This is a genomic window from Roseiconus nitratireducens (assembly GCF_008629675.1).
GTDB lineage: Bacteria > Planctomycetota > Planctomycetia > Pirellulales > Pirellulaceae > Stieleria > Stieleria nitratireducens.
Map to the genome: position 1 here is coordinate 227,284 of NZ_VWOX01000001.1, position 21,562 is coordinate 248,845.

1 protein-coding gene is annotated in these 21,562 nt (G+C 60.2%); it reads right to left on the minus strand.

Annotation, left to right across the window (positions count from 1 at the left end):
• Window positions 1-57: 57 nt before the first annotated feature.
• The gene (locus FYK55_RS00815) at window positions 58-21,558 is read right to left on the minus strand and encodes a tandem-95 repeat protein (protein WP_150074099.1); all 21,501 of its coding nucleotides are present in this window, start codon (window positions 21,556-21,558) and stop codon (window positions 58-60) included.
• Window positions 21,559-21,562 lie beyond the last annotated feature (4 nt).

The following is a 21,562-nucleotide window of genomic DNA, read 5'->3' on the forward strand; positions in this document are numbered from 1 at the left end:
AGGGAGCCGCCGAGAACTGGCGGTCTCCCTTCGGAATCTCAACTCACACGATCGCGGCTACAGCAAGTCGCCGAACGCGATATCCAGAGCGGCCAGCCGATCTTCCGTCGCTTCGTCGGAGGATTCGTCAAGCTGCTGTGCGAGCAGATCGATCAGGTCATCGCCCGCTTCGGTTTCGGACTGCCCGGTGACCGCCAACGGCTGGTCATTGTCGGAAACGATCGCAGGTGCGTCCGAATCTTCTTTGGCGATGGCCGCCGAGGTCGATGTCGGAGTTTGCAGCCGGTCCGAAGAGACCGATTCGCCTTCGCCGAGGGCACTGCGCCGTGCCAATTCGTTGATGACTCCCAAGGCATCGCTGGGGGTGATGCGTTGGTCGCCGTTGACATCGTAGAACGGCGGTCCCATGTCGTTCTCGGTCACGGGCACGCTGGGAGCATCGGCCCGAGCCAAACGGTTGATTACCAACAACGCGTCGATCGGCGAAATGTTGCCGTCGTCGTTGACGTCCGGGAACAGGTTCGGGTTTTGCAACCGGCTGGCCGTCACTTGCACGCGAACGGTACCGGGGCTACTGGTCCGACCTTCGCTATCGGTGATCGTGTACTGGAACGAGTCCACGCCCACGAAGCCCGACGCCGGAATGTACCGGATCGTTCCGTCGTTGAGCACCACGGCGGAGCCTTGGTTCGGGCCGCCAACGACTTCGATCGACTGCAGATTCAACCCACCGTCGGGTGCGCCGGCTTCCGCATCGGGATCTTCATCGTTCAAGACAACGTTGATGTCGACCGGTTCGTTCAGGTACGTGCCGGCCTGGTCATCGCGAGCGATCGGCGCCGCGTTGGCCGAAATGGTGACCAGCACTTCTTCGCTGTAGGCGTTTTCAAAGTCCGCGACTCGATATCGGAATTGATCTTCGGTCGAGAAACTCTGGAAGGCCGTGAACGTGATCACGCCGTTGTTGTCGATCGACAGCGAACCGAATGCCGGCTGCAGCGTGATGTCGATGCTGGTCGGATCGATCTCGCCATCGACATCGGAGTCGTTCGCCAGCACATTGATGACCGTCGGTCCGGATGGATTCAGGGTCGGGTTGTCCGCGACGCCCATCGGAGCGTCGTTGACGCCTTCCACCGTGACGGCGACCGTCACGGTGTTGCTTTGAACGCCCTGGGAGTCGCGAAGCGAATAGGTGAACGAATCGACGCCCGATTGTCCGGACGGAATCGCTTGCAGCGAGGTCGCCGTCGTCGGATCGTAAACGATTTCTCCGGTTGCGGGGTTGTATGTGACGCGGGCACCGCTGAGCGAGAATCCGTCCTCCGGCAGAAGCAAGGTCAGCGTATCATCCGGATTGCCGACATCTGGGTCGACATCGTTCGCCAGCAGATCATCCGCCGTCAGCATCAACGGCGTGTCTTCGTCGGTCATCAAGTCATCGGCGACGGCGACCGGCGGATCGTTCAGGGCGGTGATGACCAGCCGCAGCGTGAGCGGTGAACTCACTCCGTCGGCCGAATCAATCGCGGTGACGGAGAGGTCGACCGTTCCGTTGGCATTGGGTGCCGGCACGAAGCGGAGGATCCCGTCATCGCTGATTTGCGGCAGCGTTTGGAACAGGTCCTGGGCATCGACCGGAGTGACGACTTCGAAGCGGACCGTCTGGTCGCTTTCATCGCTCGGTCCGGGGCTGATGTTCGTCGCCCAAGGCTCCGCGTAGGGGCCACTGTCCTCGTCGACCGTGATCGGATCCATCGGCGAATCGAACGTCGGGGCGTCGTTGACCGCGTTGATGGTCAACGTGAACGTTCGGACGGCACTGGAGGCCTCGGTCGTTCCGTCGGTTGGGATATCGAACAATTGGACCGTGAAGGTGGCTTGGCCGTTGGCATCGGCAGCCGTTTCAAATTGCAACTGCGCGGTGTGGTCGTTGTCGTCGACGACCGCCGTCGGCTCGGAAGCAAACAGTCCCGTGTCCCCGCCGGTTTGCGTGATCACGAAGAACACGTCCTGGGATGCCAATTCGTCGGTCGCGGTGGGCGGACCCGAGAACACGTTGGTTGCCCAATCATCGATCGAAACCATGCCGGCATCTTCGTCGACGACGACCGACGACGGTCCGCTGAATTGCGGTGCATCGTTGACGGGCTGGACTTCGATCGAGACGGTGTTCGAAGCGATTCGCGGATCCTGGCGAACGGTTTGTCCGCTGCCGACGTCGACGGTGACGCCATCGTCGGTCACCGTGTAGATGAACGAATCGGTTCCCACGAAGTTTTGTCGCGGCGTGTAACGCAAGCCGATCAATTGCCCGTTGTCACGGATCTCCGTGATCGTTCCGCCGAAAGCGGTTTGACGCGGGGTGGGTTCTTTGAGGGCGAGCGTCTGGTTGCCGCCCGGTGTCAGATCGGCCGCTTCGTTGTCAGGTCCGACTGCGAAGACGTCCAGCAATCCCGGCGTGGTCGCGTCGCCTCGACTGTAAATCTCGACGCTGCCGTCCTCCAGCATGGTGAAGCTGAGCGGATCGATGTCCGTGCGGACCACCGGTGCGTCATTGACCGGAAGCACATCGACAGTGAACGTCTGCGGGTCCGACTCAAAAAGGTCGCCGCGGTTGGGATCCCTGGTGCCATCATCGGTCAGGACGACTTCGAAATCAAAGCTGCCGAACGCATTGGCGGCGGGTCGGAACCGCAACGTTCCTTCCGGAGTGATCGTCGGGAACTCGCTGAAGAAGTCACTGGCTTCCGACGCCGAGAAACTCAGCGGCGTGATGGAGAACTGCACGTCCTGACCGCTGATGGCATCGACCTCGTCGAAGGCCGTGGTCGGCGGTCCGGCTTCAATGTTGAAGGCAAAGTTCTCGATCTGCGTCGCCGCGCTGTCTTCCGGCGTTTCGATCGGCGCTCGAGCGCCGGTCGGATCGGAGAGATCCGCCGGCGGCAGGTTCAACGAGAACTGCGGCTTGTCGTTGACCGGATTGAGCACCAGTTGAACGACGTTGCTGGAACTCTTGGGATCGGGAACCAGCTGACCGCCTACGTAGCTGGTGCCGTCGTCGACGACCGTGTAGACGAACGAGTCCGGGCCGCCGATCTGGTTGTTGTAATCCAGCGGAGGCGTGTAATAGACGCCCGGACGGTTCTGGGCATCGACACCGACCGTCAGCGTTCCGCCCAGCACCGTTCGCATCGGCACGGTGCCCATCGACAGAGTCTGGCCGCCACCTTCGATCGCGGGATCAGCTTCGTTGTCCGGTCCCACGGTGAACACGTCCATCAATCCGACCGGGTTGTAACCGGTGGCCGACGGATCGCGGCTGAACGGGATGAAGTACGACTGCGGCGGATCGCCGATCGGCTGCGAAACATCCTCTCGCAGCGTGTAGGTGATCGTCGCGTCGGTGATCAGGCCGGTGGCCGGATCGACTTGGCGGGCGACGGCATAGGCATCGTCCGGATTGTTGACTTCACCGGTACCGGCGACGTCCGGATCGAAGCGAGGCGGATCGTTGACCGGACGGACGTTGACCGTGAAGGTTTTTGATACCGATTCGGCCGGAGAGCCGTTGTCGGTCCCGGTCACGACGTACACGGCCGTCCCCGCGATATCGGTCGCCGGGAAGAACTCGATCGATGAACCGGAGCTGACGTCCGGATCGGCGGTCATCAGGTTGGTGGGAGCCGACGAGACCTCTTGAATCGTGAAGGTGACCGTCTGGCCCTGTTCGTCCGTGCCTTTGTCGGGTGAACCGCCAACCACGTTGGTGAAGAAGCTGTCGACAACCCACGTCGCCGGATCGTCTTCGAAAACTTCCACTTCCGTCGGGATGTCGAACTCCGGTGGCGAGTTGAACGGTGTCACCGTGATCGACACGGTGGCGAAGTCCGCGGTCGCCAGGAATTCAGGGCCGTTGTTGCGTTGGGTGCTGACGGCGTACCGGAACGTGTCGACACCTTCGAAGTCCAAGTTGGGCGTGTAGGTGAACAAGCCCAGCACCGGATCGTCGACACGAACCTGACCGTTGGCGGTCTGGTAGATGGTGTCGGTGGGATGTGGAACCAACGTGCCGTCGATGACAATTTGCGGCGTGACGAACTCGTCGTTGGGCAGCACATCATTAGCGACCAGGCCGGCGAAGTTACCGCCGTCGACGGTCAACACGTCGTCTTCCGAAACGACATAGAAATCATCGTCGACCGCGTCGGCCGCAGCGACGTCAAAGATGCCGATCTGGTAATCTTCGACTTCACCGTTGTTGGCGATGCCGCCGGGCGAGTTGGTGCCCTCCGAGGAAATCCGGAATCGGGCGTAAGTCATTCCTACCGACGCGTTGGCCGGAGTGAAGACGCGCAGCTGGTTCAGCCCGTCCACGACCGCCGCGCCAGAAAGCACCCGTTCGTTGTTCTCGTTGAAATCGCCGTCGCGGTTGAAGTCGATCCAGGCATCGATCACGCCACTTCCGGTGACTTGAATCGGGAGCACGGCACCGGCCGCGTCGTTGCGGTTTAGGAACGCCAGCACGTCGTTTGGATTCGAGGTTTGACCGGTGCTTGCATCGGCCAACAACACGCCGTTGACGGTGCTGCTGCCAACGAACGCCCCGACCGGAACTCCATCTTCGTCATCGACGCCATTGGTGTCGTCTTGGTTCACCGGTTGGCCGTTGACTTCGCTGTCGACCAGATCACCCAGACGCGGCGTCTGAGTGTCGCTGATCGCGTGTCTGGGGCCACCGGCGGTGCCCAGCGTCCCGTAGCTATTGGGAGCATCCCCGAAGTCCAATTCGACATCGGGCATCAGGATCGTGAACTGCGTCGTCCCGTTGGGCCGATTCGGCTGCAACGGATTGCCCGCCAGGTCGGTGATCACGGTGTTATCAAGCGTGATCACGAACACCGAACTGTTGGACCATTGGCCCGATGACGGAGTCAGGCTGAGGATTCCGTTGTTCGGATTGAACCGCGCGAAATAATCCGTCTCACTGGTCAGCAGGAATCCGTTCTCGGTGACCGAAATCGCACCCGGGGTAATCGTGGCCGGGTCCGGGCCGATCCCCGGATCATCGGAGAACAAGATGTCGAAGGACGTCAGTTCTCCGGAGGCCAGTTGGACCACGGCAAACGTCTGATCCAAATCGATCCCGCCCGCATCATTGTCCTCGGGGTTCAGCAACTGGACGGTCGGGCCGACGAAGTCCGCACGTTCGATGGCACCGCGGTCCTTGAAGATGTCGGATCCCAAGCCCGGTGGCGGATCCTGAGTCGGATCGTCGATCCGGAACTGGTTGAACAGGTCGCGATCCGGGGTTGTGATGGGCGACGGAGAAATACCCAGCGGGCTTTTGACGGCGACAATGCTCGGTCGGTCCTGCAACGTGTTGCGAGAACTGTCGATCGCCGGGCTGCCTTGAGCGAGATAGAAATTTCCGCCCAAGGGGTCCACGAACAACGGATCGTCGCTCTCCAGCGGAATCATCGTGTTGTCGCTGAAGTTGCCGGGGTTGTTGTTTCCTTGCAGCAGCGTGGCCCCAACAACCGTCGAAGACGACGTGCCATCGATCGAGATCGCGGTGTCAGTGTTTGCGATGATGTTGTTTAGCAAGGTCGGGCTGGCGTTTTCGGTTACGTTGATGCCCGTGCCCGTTGGTTGTTCACCGCCAAAGATCGTGTTGTTCAGGATTCGGCCATAGGGAACTGCGGCCAGCGGAACGGCCCCGCTATTGGGATCGCCGCTGAACAGGATGCCGCCGTTACCCGAGACAGCGATCACGTTGTTTTCGATCGTGATCCCGGGAACCAGCCGTTCCGCATTGACGGTCGGCAGGTTACGCACCGAGCTTGGCGAAGGCAGGTCACCATCGGAGTTGCGAGCCCCCGCGTCGACGACGATTCCGTATTGCAGAGAATCCTTGATCGCGTTTTGCTCGATCTGGATTTGGCCGGTTTCGCGACGGGTGTTTTGGTCACCAAATCGCGTGATCCCTTCACCCAGAATCATGCGGTCGTTGGTGTCGTACTGAGTGAGGACGACGATTTCCGGATCGGTGTCGCTGACATTGATGGCATACTCGGTTCCACGCCGGATTTCCAGCTGGTAGCGACCGGCCAAAACCTCTTCCGGAGCATCCGGAACCCGCGGCACCTGGAAGAAGCCGGTTTGCGAGCCGGGATTGCTGTCGGTCACCATCTCACCCCGTTCGGCGAATCCGATGATCACGTCGTCGATGTAGACGCCCTCGAAGTCGTTGTTCCGGGCGCGGGAGACATCGAACGCATCACCGTAGATATCGCCCGGGATGCCTTGGTTCATCGAACCGGAGGTGCTGAAGTCAAACCGCACCTGGATGTTCGAAGCACCGGCGAATTCAGACAGGTCGATTCGCGCCTGACGCCAACCCCCAGTGTTGTCGAACAGTTCCTGGACGCGTTGTCGAAAGTCAAAGGACGCGTTCGAAGACGTCGAGACGAATTCCGGCAACTCTTCATCCAACAGCGAGTTGTTCGTCGCCAGCATGCTCCACGAAGCACCGCCGTTGGTCGACAACTGCACGCGGAAGCTGTCCCGCATGTCGTTGGCGTCCGCGTTGACATTCTGGGTGTCCATGAAGTAGTTGAAGTAGATCGTTGGCTTGTCGGCCGAGTCGTATCCGGCCAGGCTGAACGGATTGGTCGCCAGACTGCCGAGCGCACCGCCGGGCAGGTTGTAGTTGTTGGCGAAGTCCGGATTGGTCGACAGGTCTCGTTGGGTGTTGAAACTGACACCGTATTGCCCGCCGCCGTCATAGGGGATGTAGCTCTCTTGGTCGTTCTGGACCGGCCAGTCTTCCATGCCGAAGTAGAAGCTAACGCCTCCCTCGGCTTCGTCGGTGTCGTACGGACGGTTGAAATCGGAGGGATCTTCGCGGCTCAGGTCGAACGCGCTGTTGATCCCGTGCCCCGCGTCGTTTCGGCGCCTGAGGGTCGGGTGCCACAGGTTGAAGTCCAGTGGCGAGAACGCCAGACCGGTGGATGATACGCCGGTCGAGATCGATGACGCACCGCCAGCGAATACCCCCTGAAGAACACCGTTGGTGTCGAATGCGACCAGGGTCCCGTCGCCGGTGACACCAAACAGCAGATCTGCAAAGGTTCCACCTTGAAGGTTGGTCGGTCCGGCCGACAAGCCTTCGAAACTAAACCCTAGGTTCGCAATCACCGTTGCCGCGCCGGTGGTGGTGCTGATGGAGAACAGCTGGCCGGAATCGTCAACGCCGTACAGCGTGTCATTCACGAACGCCATGCCGGTCGGAGTGAACGTGGTTGAGATCGTTCCGATGCGTCCCCAGGGTTGGCCCTGAGCGGTCGCGGCCGATCCGTTGGCCGGGTTGGCGCGGTACAGCGTCGCTCCGCCGGGCTGGGAGCCACCGAATCCACGATTGCCTTGAACGGCGTAGTAGAGGCTGTAATTGGGCGTGTTGTTGTTGTTGTTGAAGCCGGTTCGGTTGTAGGCGAGCGCCTCAACGTTGTTGGACGTCAGTTGTTGGATGTTCGGCGGGTTGGTATTCGGGTCAAAATCCGCGATCCCGTCATTCCCGACGACGGTTTGGCCCGCCGTGGCGGGATCGATCGACACCAAAGCACCGGCGGAGTTGTTCGGCGGCGGGTTGCCTTGGAACAACGACCGCATGGCGAACATGCGGCCATCGGTCCGCATTGCGAAGTCGCTCGTTTGCACATTCAAGTCGCCCACTCGGTCGATGACGTCACCGGTGAACGGGTTGACCATCGAAAGGCCGCTCGGGCCGCCGACGTACAGAACCATCTCGTTGAGAGTGAAATCGATGACGTTCGTTGCCAGCGTCGCCGACGAATCGATGTCGAACAGGGTTTGCACCGGCGTGACCGTCGTGAAGCCACGTTCCTCGGTCCCGGTCGTGTGACCGCTGAAACCGATGTGGTCCTCGGCAATCCTTCGAACCGAATTGACCGGTTCCAAGCGAACCAGGGATGATCCCGATCCGGCGTTGAATGTTCCCGACAATGCTGTGGGGAGCTGACCGTTGGACGCCACCGCCACGTAGTACGTTCGGCTGGCCCCGGCCGGAATCAAGCCGGTCGGCATTTGCACGCTTCCGATAAACGGATCTAGCGATCCGACGCTGCCTCGCGTCAAGTCCTCGGTGCTGGTGCCCTGTCCGGGCAACGCGCGATCGTCTTGGACGTTTGAATCGCGGCTGATCAGAATGGGGATGCCGTTTTCATCAAACACCGCCAGCACGGTATCGGGGCGTGCCAAGCCGTCCGCGTAGTCGATGTCGAAAATGGTCGACCAGGTTTTTCCGCCATCATTGACGCCTCCGATCGCCTGAACCTGGTCGATGTCCAGTTCGAACTGGTACCAGTCAATGTCATTCGCCGCGGACAAGTCGCCGGCCAAGCTGATCGTCGATCGCTCGCTGACCAGCAAATTGCCGAGTTGCTGCGCGGAGCCGAACGTGTTGTTGCCCGCACTCGACTCGGCGGCCTCGCCGGTCAAGTGAGAGTGAGCCGGAAGCCCCAGCACCTCGATGCCGTTGGTGGCGTAGCGGATGTCGGCGGCTCGGATGGTCGAGCCGGGGACTTCATCGATTTGACGCAGTCGAATCTGCATCTGGTAGCTGCCGCGGCTGCGTTCCTCGACCACGTCGGGATCGACTTCACCCGGACGAGCACTGCGGACCCGCACGTAGTAGGTCTCGACGCTTTGGTCGCCGGCAGGCAACGTCAGACGCATTCCGGCGTCACGCGGGTTGGAAGTATAGAGGTCGCCACCGAAGGAGGAGTCTTTGTTAAGCGACTGGGCGATGCCGGTGAGGATTGAGTTGTTCAAGGCGCTGGCCAGCACCACACCGTCGCTGTCGATCAATTCGACCACGACGTCCAGAGAGGAGTCGGTGCGATCGATATCGATCCAGACTTCGGTGCCGGGGTTGGCATCAAAGCTGTAGACGTCGGCGTCAGCGGGATTGTCCAGAGCGACTTTGCCCAACACCGTGAACCCGACGCGGCGGTCATCGTCGCCGTTCTTGTCATCGACGGACAATGTGCCCAGGAACTCGGCGGTCGTCGGGGTCGAGTTGATATCGTTCTGCCCGATCCGCGCGTTTTCATTTTCCAAACGGATCGCGACGTTGCGGTCGTTGCTGAATCGATCCAGCCGCAAGCTACGCCAGTCACCCGCCTGGCCTTCGGACGCCCCGTCGTTGTTGGTGTCAAAGACCAGTTCACCTGCCAGATCAAATCCGGCCGCGACCGTGTCATCATCCAAGGAGGTGAAGATCACCGGTCGATTGGTCGCACCGAGCACGTACAGGCTTCCGCCGATTCGGTCGCTGATATCCAGCGGGTCTCCGGTGGCGGTAAAGCCCGCGTCCGCACCGGCCAGCTTGACGACCAGGCTGCCTGCTTGCGTACTTTGCAGACGCAAGCCGCCCAGCGAGTGGAAGTTCGGGATCTTGATTTCGTCTCGGACCACGTGCGCGACGTCGACGTCATCCCAAGCGCCTTCGGTTTTCAGGACGCCGCCGCGCACCTCCATTCCATTGAGGTCGTTGTCTTGCAATCGGTTCAATCGAACCAGCGGTCCGTAGTTGTCGACGAACTCGGTGAACGCACCCAGAGCCCCGGTTTGTCGACCGGGATCTGCCTGTGTGCTTGCTTGCAGCGAGTTGACGTCGATCGTGATCGCCATGCTGTTGGGGTTGTCGTAAATCTGGTTTCCGACCAATACCGGCTGAGCTCCGCGAACAAAGATCACGGCATTGTCATTTCTGCCGCGGCCGTTGCGATCAGAGCTCGCGGTGCCCGAAAGGTTCCGTCTGAACACGCTGTTGGCGATTCGGACTTCGCCCTGGTGGATTTCGATCGGATTGAAGTTATCAAAGTCACCTTCAATCGCGGTTTCACCACCGCCGTATTGAAGCAGGATGTGATCCAGGCTGCCGGACGAGGAGTGTCCAAAGTAAATGCCGCCCCACTGTCCCGCCTGAGGCATCGTGTTGTCGGCGTCGTTGGTCGTGTCCGACGTGCCACCGGCACCGTAGGTGTCGTCTTTGAGCGCGGTGAAAATGACTTCCGATCCCTCCGAGCCTTCGGCGATCAGCTGCCCGCCGATCTCCACTTCGATTCGGGCACCCTCCAATTTCACGATCGTGCCGGGGTCGATGGCCAGACGGGCGCCCGACCGCGCGACCAGCTGGCCGCTCGTTGCGTCAGGGCCGCCGGGATTGCCTGCAACTTGCAGCGTTTCCGTCAGCACGTGAACGATGTCGGTGTCATCAAACCGTGCGGGGACATCCAACTGGTCCAGCGGTTGCCCCAGATCCGTTCGGATCCGAATGAACAGGCCGTTGATACTGTTGTCCACGATCAGGTTGTCATGAATGTCCGGGCCGATTCGTCCCAGAGACTCTTCGAAGCTGTTCGGGTCGGCCGAAACCGCCGCGTCGGCACTGCCGCGGATCGCAAGATTGCTGATCGTCGGACGGGCACCGATCAGGTGCACCGGAGTGAAAGTCTGCTCGAGCGAATCGATCGTGACCTTGCCCCCCCCGTTGTTCAGGTCCGCCAGGTTGATGTGATTCAGGAAGATGCCTTGATCTTCCAAGTCCGAATCGGCGCGGATCACGATGCCGCCCCAGTCGCCCGACTCGGGCGCCACACCGGGACCGTCGTCGTCTCCACCGAAGGCATCATTGCGGAAAGACCGGAAAAGCACCGGATCGTTGGGTGTCCCCAGAAGCTGCAAAGCAGCGCCACCGCGGTTGATGTTTTGCGAGGACGTCCCGACGTCCACGATCGAACGCTGCATTTTGAACAACGCGGCAGCATCGACCATCACCGTCACGCCCTGTGGGACATTCAGGTTCAATCCGTCGATCAGCGTCGCACCGTCGTTGTCTTGGCCAACCAGGTAGGCGCGGTTGTCGGTCGCTGTGGCCAGGTCCCCATCATCTCCGCCGTTGCCGACGATTCGCACCAGATTGGACGATTGAATGAGTCCCGGGGCGCCGGACAGGTCGCGACGTTCAATGCCGGACAGTTGGACGATCGAACCGTTGACCGAGGCGGTCACGGTCCAGCCGACATCCGGATCGTTGATCGCGTCGGCAATCGCCTGGGCGACTTCCACATCCGTCGCGTCTTCGGCAATCGTGATGCGGTTGCTGATACCCGATGCGGGGGCGAACTCAAAGACGAACGTTTCGGAATTGTCGTTCGGCTCGATCACAACCAGCGTGTCGCCTTCGTTGATCGCGGAGGCGCCGCCCGTCGGAACGACGATCCGCGTCCGAGCGGCGGCAAATGCGGAGGGGATGCTGTCAAACGGATCGGCGATGGAGCCATCCCCATCGGCACCGCTGGAGGTGTCGTTCATCTTGTCGACAAAGATCGTTGGTCCACTTTGGAACCAGAAATCGTAGACACCGCCTGGGGCACCATCGGAGTCTCCGTCGAACGCCCCACCGCTGGCATCCTGCAACTGACTCTTCGCGTCAGCAACGAAGTTCAACTCGACTTCGTATCGGCCATCGCTGATTCCGCCGAATCCTGAATCAGAAATCCCGGGATCGATGTCCTCCAAACCGGAACTGTGAACACCCAGGTAATACGTGCCCGGTCCGAGGTGCAATTGAATCCGTGAGTCGTCACCGAAGTAGTCGTCGTTGGACGCGATCAGTTCACGCGTGACGCGGCCGTTTTGGGTGGTTTCGCGGTACAGCGACAGTTCGGTATCGAGCAGACTGACACCGGAGCTGAAGCGTTCGGCAAATGTCTCCGCCGTGAGCGTACCGTTTTCCACCAGCTCAAACCGGTAGAGGTCCAGGTCACGAGACGATGGAGCCAGGATGTGTTTCGCGTGGATCACATCCACGGGCCCGGGAAAGATCGGCTCGCCGTTGTCGTCGAACCGGTTCTGCGGCCGATCACCCATGACCGTCAACGCGGGCTGCTCGTAGGTATGGCCGAGACCCAGACTGTGGCCGATCTCATGCATCGCCGTTTGGAACCATCCGCCGCCGTACAAACTGGTCCCCCAGTTTTCCGCGGCATCCATGATCACGCGGCCGAAGAGGCTGCCTTCCGACAGGCCAGCCACACCGCCGGGACCGACGGGGATGTCCGGAGAAATCGCGCGCATGTCACCGGTGACCACCGTCAGGCCAGAACTTGCGGTTTCATAGAACTGGATTCCCAAAAGTTTTCCATAGATCTCAAAGATCTCTCGCGCCCGATCCTTTTGGTTTTCGGTAATCGCGTTGACGGCTCGGTCACCGGAGGGCAGGACGCCGTAGTCATCCTGGAAGTTGTAGGGCGCGGTGACGATGTTCGACCGGGGGCCGCCATTGAGGTGAGTTTCGTAGGGGACATCCCGGTGGCCGGGGTCATCGATTCCACCGGGAAGTCGAAGATTGAAGTCGGGCGAATCGATCTCCGCCGAACGCATGAATCCGGCGTCGCCGAGAACACCCACGTCGGTGGCCGTCAAGTAAGACGAATTGTCGTCGTCGGCCACGAAGACTTGGTCGAAGCGGATTTCCAGCGCGTAGCCGCCGGTGGTCGTTCCACCGCTGGAGGAGCCGGTGTTGTTCGGGTCGTAATCATCGTTGCCGCTGCTGGAGACGCCAATGTAGTAGACGCCGGCCGCGGGCGTCGCCGCGATCAGTTGTTCCAACTCGCCAACCGACGCAACGGTCGAACGCGCCAGTTCGTTGCCCGCTTCATCAAACAATCGAATGGTGACATTCAATCCCGCATCGGGAGTGACGCGGATATCGACGTTGCCGGGATCCAAGAAGTTGACGCGGTAAAGATCAACGTCGTTGGCGCCCACACCCAGCTCGTCTCCGATGAATGCCTGCGTCGCGAAGTCGGCCGGGGTGTCGTCGGGATCGTTCAGGATCAACCGCCACTGGTTCAGTTGACCAACGTCACCCGCCATGGTGTCGCGGACTTCCAATTGCCAGTCGCCCAACGATTGTTCGCCATCAAATGCCGACAGAGGATCAGCGGGACGATAGCTACCGACGTAGGGGCCTTGGCCGGATGTGATCGAGACGGTTGCTTCGTCATCCAGCAGGGTGCCGGGGAACGGTTCCAGGATGGGATCGAATGCCTGGGCAATGCCACCGCCGCCATCGCCACCCAGGCTGGTCACCGGAAGGGAACTGGTCAGCGTGCCCAGCGAGGCACCGCTGTCGGGATCGATGCGGGTAATGGTGCTGGAGCCACGCGCCGCGGCCAGGAAGCCGTCAACGAATGCCAAGCCCAATATCGGATCGCCGTTATCGGTCAATGTGGCCAAAACCGACCCGTCCTGTGGATCCAGTTCAACGATGTCGCCGGAGGCATTGATGCCAAACAGGGTGCCCCGATCACCGCCTCCGACAAGTCCGCCTTGAAGTTCTTGGGCCGGTTTGACCGTCTGGACGATTTCGTCGTCAAACGGATCAAAGAACACCAGGTTTCCATTGCCGGAGTCCTGCAGCACCAACTGACCGTTCAGCACCGCCAGAGCGTCAATTTGATTGCTCAGTCCCAGCGCCGCCAGGTCCACGGTGTTGATCCAGGCCCCGGTGGCTGAGTCCAGCGTGTACAGCGTGCTGTCACCGTCGGCCACGAAGTACAAGGCCGTGCCGAGTTGGGCCAACGAACCGCTGCCCGGCGTGGTCACCGGAGTCGGAATCGAATTGAGCGTCGCCCCGGTTACCGAATCCAACTCCAGAATCGTGTCGCCGCCGTTGGAGATGGCGAAGAAAGAGTTGCTGATTTCGGGCGCGACGGAAATCCGTGTGCTGAGTCCGGAACCGACAAACGGAGTCCGGCTGCCGTCGATCCAGATTTGCAACAGGTCCTCGCCGGGTTGCTGCACACCGGCGTCGCGAATTCCGACGCTGGGGAAGTCGGAGGTGTAACGGAACGTGTGGATCTGGTTGTTTTCCAGCCAGGCGATTTGATACTCCGACGAATCATCGACGGCAATTTCGCGATCGGTGCCGCCCGAGATCGGCACAGGATCGCCCATGAGCAACCCGCGGTCGGTGATGCGCTGGACATACGTTTGTCCCGTGTTGAAATCCTCAAACAGCACGCTCGCGGACCCGTCTTCAGAGACCGCCAGTTTCGTGTCGACCGCAACGTCATACACCTGGACCGGTTCTGCGATTGAATTTCCCGCGGAGTCGAATCGGCTCAGGTACGCGCCAAAGTTAACCGCGGCGTTGCTGGTCCACGTTGCCGTGATATTGCCGGCCCCGTCGATACCGACTTGCACGGTACGGACCGATTCGCCCTCTACGACGACGGGTTGCGTTCGCGGTGTTCCGTCCGGCTCAAAGATTTGGAAAAAGCTTTGGACGTCGATAAATCCGTCGACCTCCACGTCTGCGTCCCAGGCGACGACAAAGAAGTCGCCGGAGGGCGCGTAGGCGACGCTTGTTTGGTCAACCGAGCCAACCCATTCTGGGCGAACAACAAGTTCGGCTGCCACGGAATTCCCCGCGGCGTCAAACGCTTCGTAGGCAAAAAATTCGGGAATCCCATTGGTCGGTTCAAAGCTGATGACAAACTCGCCGTCACCGGCAACCGATAGCAGGGGTTCGGTACTATTGGTTCCCTGATTCTGCGGTGTAAACTCGCCACCGAGGGCAACACCATTGATATCGAATCGACGGCCTTTGATCGGGAAGGTGTTGAGGAACTCGCCCGGGTTTGCCGGATCCGGAACAATCTCGAGGGTGCGCCAGACGACGACGACGTTTCCGGCATCGTCGATTCCGACTTGCGGCGTGTTTTGGTCGCCGTCGGTCACCTCCGCCACCAGGAACTCGCCGCTGATCGGATTTCCGTTTGCGTCGAAGGTTTGGGCGTAGACTCCTTGTGAGAGGTCTTCGTCACGACGATTCTCGGTCCACGCAAAGACGGTCTGGCCGGAGGCATTGCGGGCGAGGGCGACGTCCGCCTTGTCGGGCTGACCGAACTGACTGATCGTCTGCTCAGCCCCGACGGGCGTGTCGTTGCTATCGAAGATCTGCAGGTGAACACCACCACCACCCGCGGACGATTCAAAGGCGACCGCGTACGCCCCGCCGGGCAGCGCGGTGATAGTCGGGTTGTCTTGAACGCCTGCGACGATCTGGTTGAGCACAAACTCATCGCCCAACGCGATCCCGCTCCCGGTGAAACGACGGCCGTACAATTCGGTCGAGCTTCCATCGATCGATGGTCCGAACCAAGTGACCAAAAAGTCACCATTGGTCAGGAATGTGGATTGCTGACGGTTTTGGCTCCCCGAAGTCAGTGTGTTGATCTGAAACTCGGAAGTGCTCGGCGATCCGGTGTCGTCGAACAACCGGCCCACCACGCCGATGCCGTCGCCATCGGGGCTCTCCCAGACCGCCAAAAATCCTCCGGCCGGGTTGGGACTGAAATGCGGGAACAGTTGGTTACCCAGCGTGTTTTCTGGGACCAAGAATTCCGAATCGTTGCCGTCTTGGATGACCACCGTGTCCATGTCGACGACGCCACCGGTGTTGTCGGCCAACGTCACATTGCCACGATCCTGGTTGCCGTCGGCACCGACAAATTCGATCTGGAACCGCAGATTGGAGCGGCCGCCCTGGTTGATCTCCGTGATCGTCGCCGAACCGTCGTCCAAGTTGTTCTCAAACAACAACATCAGCGGCTGGTCCACACCGCCGTCGGCGCCCGCGAAGGTCACCAGAAAATCTCGTGTGGCGCCGGTGAATGCGGGAACCACCGTGATGCCGTTCCCGGTATTGCCCAAGGCGCGCAGCTCCGCCTGGATATTGTTTGCGGTGGTCACACCGTTGGCCGCAGTCGTTCCGGCGTAATCGATGGCAGCGGTGATCTGGCCGGCGTGGGCCAGACGGAACGTGCCGCCGGTCGGTTCGTTCGGCGGATCGGTAAAGCTGATCAATTGGACTTCGTCGGAGGTCCCAGATGCCGGGGTCACGACCACATTGCGTCCGATGGCGTTTAGCTCGGATTGGATCTCGGCGGCATCGAACACGTTGTTGCCGGTGTAGTTGATCACACCCGTTTGCTGACCCTCGTGCGCCAGCCGATAGGTCGATCCGACCGAAGGCGGTCCAAGTAGTTCGATTTCCTGAATCTCGTTCAGATCACCCGGAATCGCTTCGCCGTTGCTGTCGAATCGCTTCGCGTAAACGCCCCACCCGCTTCCGTCCTGCAATTCGCTGGACCAACCGACTGACAGTTCGCCGTTATCGGCCAACGCCAAAGCGGGAAGCAGTTGGCGATCTGGTATATACGTGTTCGCGCGGATTTCGCCGGTGGTGCCCTGTTGGACTTCTTCGACGACCACATGCGTGACGCCATTGCTGAAGTCGCCGAGGGAAATCAGCGGCTGATCCTGGCTGCCGTCCTGGCCACGGAACGCGACCTGAAAGCGCACGTCGGGATTGGAGCCCTTCACGGTCTCTTCAACATCGATCGTCGTCGCCGGATTCAAACCATTGTTAGAGACCTGCAGCAGTGGCAGGTCCTGACTTCCGTCCGCACCGCCAAAGTTGACGCGGTATTCGAGCAAGCTGACCGCCGTGACGGTCAACGCCGCGTCGATATTCGCCAATGCACGCAATTCCGTCTGAATGGCCGCTGCATTGGCCGCTGCGTCGGCCGGATCAAACGTGATCGCGTTGGCGATCGCGGTGCCTTGATAGGACAGTTCGAAGGTCCCGTCGGTGGGAAGGCTTCCCAGCCGAATCGTCTGAACTTCATCCAGATCGATCGGTGTAACGTTGACCTGATTGCCAAGGCTGGCCAGTTGACGCAATCGCGTTTGGATATTCGCAGCCGTGATGTTGCCGCGATTCACGCCTGCGTAGCTGATGTTGTTGGTCTGGGATCCGTTGAACAGCAGCGTGAAGTTGCGGGGTGATGCCGGCGGTCCCAAGAATTCAAGCGTTTGGATCTCGTCGCGAGCGTCGAGCGGATTTCCCGCCGCATCAAATCGGCGGAAAATCAATCCTTGCGAATCACCGTCCGCGTCTCCGGCTCCCCAGGCCACCGTGAAATTGCCCAGGTCGTCGATGACGATCTCCGGAGCGCTGTTGGAATCGACTCCGTCGATCGTGTTGACTTTGATAGGCGTTCCGACCAGCGCGCCCGTCGCGTTGAGACGTTGCACGTAGATTTGAGTGGCCACATCGGTTTGGTACCAGGCGACGACCGCGTCACCGCTGGCGTTCATCGCGACCGCCGGCAGAACGTCGGATGACCCCGGGCCGGGAATCAGGAATTCGTCGCCAGCCGGGTTGCCAGGGGTGGGCAGTGGATTACCCGAAGCGTCGAATCGGCGGGCATAGATTGCACTCTGTCCCGATTGCCCCGGACTTTGCCAGACGACCAGCGAGTTGCCCGCGGCGTCGGATGCGATCGCCGGGCGTTGCTGGTTCCCAAACTCGAAGGTTCCCACCGTCGTTTCTTCAGACGGAATGAACTGGGCACCGGTGACGGTTTCGTAGTTGAATTGGATCGAGTCGTCGGATTCCCTTAAGACGACCTGGAAGGTCAACGGCGGATCATCGGCGCCTGCCAAGCCGTCCAACCGAACATTGTTCCACTGGATAATCAATCGCTGGTCACCGCCGCGGCCGCGAACTTCCCAGAACACAGCCTCCTCGGGCCCGCTGGAGGTGAACAGGTCTTCCCAGAACGGCAAGATCGACGCCTGCAGCGGCGAATCGGTCAGGTCGCCGTTGTCGGGCGTGGCGTTCGGGTTGACGAACGTGATCACGCCATTGGTGCTCACGTACAGGTCGGTGTACGTGTTGCCGAAGTAGGAAAACCGAAACTGGCCGTTGACCGGGTCGGTCAGATCCGACGCGGTGATCAACTGGGTTCCGTCGTCGATTCCGCGGATCGTCGAATACGTCGCCAAGTACATGTCCTGACTGCCGACGGCGACCAGGCTTTCCGTGGTCGGACCCAGATCGAATTCGACCGTCGATCGGAACGATCCGGTGTGAAGGAAGTTTCCATCGTCGTCGGTCGCCACACCCAGACCGGCGTCATCCTGGAATCCGCCCATGGAAGTCAACACGTCGGTGGCCCCGTCGGCGGTCAGACGCAGCAGGAAAATATCCGTTCCGCCGTTGCTGGTGATCCCGCTGAAACTGCTGCGGAACGTTCCCGTGACATAGGCCCGGCCGGCATCGTCGACGGCGATGTCTTCGCCCGAATCGGTCGATCCTGCGCCGAAGCTTCGAGTCCACTGTTGGTTGCCGTCTTGGTCGTATTTCACGACCACGATGTCGTTGTTGTTGGCCCCGGTGACCAGGACGTTGTTGTCGGCATCGATGGCAACCGCTTTGATATCGTCGGTGACCGCGCTGCCGATTTGATTGGCCCAGCGAAAGGTTCCGTCAGCCGCGTACTGCACGACAAAACCGTCGGTGCTTCCGAGGCTACTCAACAGGTCAATGTTGGTCGCGCCGCCCGCAAGGTTGAAATCAACCGAACCGGAGAATGCACCCGTGATCGTGATGTTTCCGTCACCGTCGACGGCAATCTCCCGTCCACGATCGGTACCACTGCTTCCGATCGAAAAAGCCGAATCCGTGTTGCCGTCGTTGTCCAAAACCCACACGAACGCATCACTGCTTCCGACACTGGTCAGCGGGACCGTGCCGAAAGTCGCTGCGCCGGTGAACTGGCCCGTGACCAGGACATTTCCGGAGGCATCGAGCGCCAGTCCGGCGCCTTCGTCTGCGGTCGCCGATCCAGCGCGACGAACCCACTGCAGGTTTCCGTCGGTGTCAAGCTTTGCCACGAACGAATCCGTGTTGCCGTTGCTGACAACAGGCGTGCCGTCGAAGTCGGCCGTGCCGGAGAATGATCCGGTGAAGTAGACGTTTCCGCTGGCATCCACTTCGATATTGCGGCCGGTATCGACACCGGTACCGCCGTAGCTTTTGGCCCAGACGAAATTGCCGGCCGAATCATACTTGGCAACGAAGATGTCGTTGATGCCGTCACTGGTCAGTTCAAAGGTGCCGGTTGTTGAAGGATCGAAATCAACCGTGCCCTGGAACACGCCGGTCAGATAGACGTTCCCATTGTCATCTCGCGCAATGGCGTTGGATTGTTCGGTGGACAATCCGCCGATGTCTTTGACGAACCCTTGTCCGACATACTCCTGCAAGATGCGTTCGCCGGAAACACTGATGTCTTCGAAGGTTGGATTGACCACCTGCGCTCGATAGCCGAACTGATTGGTCTCACCAAAGATCGGCTGCATGCTGCCCAGTGGCAGACTCTTGACGATCCCGGCTTGAGAGCCGGTGCCGAGCGAGACGCTGGCGACGCCGCGGGTGGTCGTCACCCGAATGTCATCGACGAACCAGCCTTCATTGATGACGCTGCCATCGCTATCGAAATTGAACTCCAATTGGATTTCTCGACCGCGAAACGCGCTCAAGTCAACCGATTCGCTGACCCATCCGCCGGTCCCGGACGAATTCTCAAAGGGGAGGCCCAGCAGTTCGCCTTCCGCCGATCGCACGAAGATCCGTGCGTAATCGAAACCGCTTTCCGCGGCGAGCCGATGATTGAATTGCAACTGGATGTCATCGGGCAGCGCCGGATCGGTGAGATCGATGACCGGCGAAAATAGCGATCCAATCGCGTTGTTCTGATACTGACCCTGGGTCGCAGGCGGGACCGGTTCGGTCCCGAAATAGAAGCTGTCTTCTCCGCTGTGACCGCTGTCGTTTCCACGCAGTTTGGTCAGGTGCCATTCGTCGCTGTCGGGGAATGGCGACGTGTTGAAAAAGCCCTCGGAGGATGCGACCGTGTTCAACTCGGCCGTTCCTCGATTCAAGAACGGCGTGACTTGGACGATCGGCGAATCGTAAGGGGTGCCCACGCCGGTCCGGGTGAAGTTGATTTCGAATCGATTGGCCGTGGTGGACGAAACACTGACGTCAACGGTCAAGCCGGGGTCGAGCAACTGTTGCAATTCGAACTCGATCCGATCGGCCGTCTCCTGGTCGACGCCGGTAAAATCGGGGAGCCGGTTGACCGCCGATCCGTCGTAGAACAGGAACAGAAACCCGTCATCCGCGAGTCCGTCAATGGGATCGGGGATGATGTCCAGGTACTGCGTGCTGCCGTCACTGAAGTCAACCGAGAACAGGACTTCTTCGCCGCCGGACGTGAAGCTGGTCTGTTGCCAGAAAGGCTGATTGACTTCGGCCACCGTGTAGGTGACGCCACGAGGCAGGCCGACGAAGGAGTAATTGCCATCGGCGTCGGTCACCGTGCTGCGTTCGAATGGATCCAGCACCGCGTTGTCGTTGACGTCCAGGAAGATTGTCCATCCGGCCAGACCAGGTTCGTTCGGATCCTGAACCCCGTCACCGTCCAGATCATTGAACTTGGTCCCGTAGATCTGGCCCTGCAATTGATCGCTGCCGAGATCGCGAATCAATTCGACGCGCCGACCGCTTGGAGATACCAGGAAGACTTGAAGATCTTCACCGGCCTCATGGTCGATGTCCACTTGGACTTCAACGTCGCGCACCAGGAAGTCCTGGTCGACGGCGATGGAAGACACGACGCTTCCCATATCCGGAATAGGAAGGGTGATCGGGTTGCCATCGTCGTCCAATTCGATCGGCGTCTCGTACACCGCAAACGGCGCTTGCTGCGAAATGGTCCCCAGATTGGTTGCCGCGCCGAGCGAACTGTTGGCTTCGTGGTGTTCACCGATTTGAAGGTGGAAATTCGCTGCGGGAAGGTCTTCGGCAAACGTCAGCGCGACCATCCGTTCGGCAGCGTCATAGCTGGCACTGCTCGGCAGGCGAACCTCACCGGTCGTCTTGTCTTCCAGACGATAGAACGCGCGGTCTTCAACGCTGGTGACGTTCATGTCGTCGTTGAAATAGACATGAACTTCATCCAACGCCTGGCTGAGCGCGCCGCTGACCGGATCTCGTGTGACCGGCTGCGGAACGACCGACAGGACGCGCGCACCTTTCTCCAGTTGGAACTCGCGTGTGACGTCGACACCATTGTTGAACGGATCGCCGTCGGTGTTCGTCACCGGCGAGCCGGCGCCGCGGACCGTGATTTGGTAGCGATCGTCGGGCAGCGTCTCGGCGAAACGAATCAAGACTTCGTTATCGGCGCCGCCGAGTCCGATGAACGCCGGGTCGACCGCAAGTTCGTTGCCGTCGCCAAATGTTCCATCGCCGCCGCTGCCAATGAGCTGAATCCCCGAAGACACCGACGTTTGGTCGATCGAATCGTTCGATGAAAACGAAACCTTCAGTTGGTTGGGGGCTTGCCGCAGTGTCGGTCCGGTGGCATCGATCGAATCACCAAAGTTCGATTCGATGTCGATCAGTCGCGGTCCGACCGCCAACAGTTGACGTTGCTCTAGAAACTCGAGCAGCAAGTTGCGACGGGCGCGGGACTTTTTGGCCTGACGAATTCGCCTGCGTTGTCGGTCGGACAGCGACGGGGCATGGACTCGACGGTTAGACATCAAA

Bases quoted from the DNA above. Each gene is read 5' to 3' on its own strand.
- FYK55_RS00815 (WP_150074099.1), bottom strand. From the start codon at position 21,558: ATGTCTAACCGTCGAGTCCATGCCCCGTCGCTGTCCGACCGACAACGC.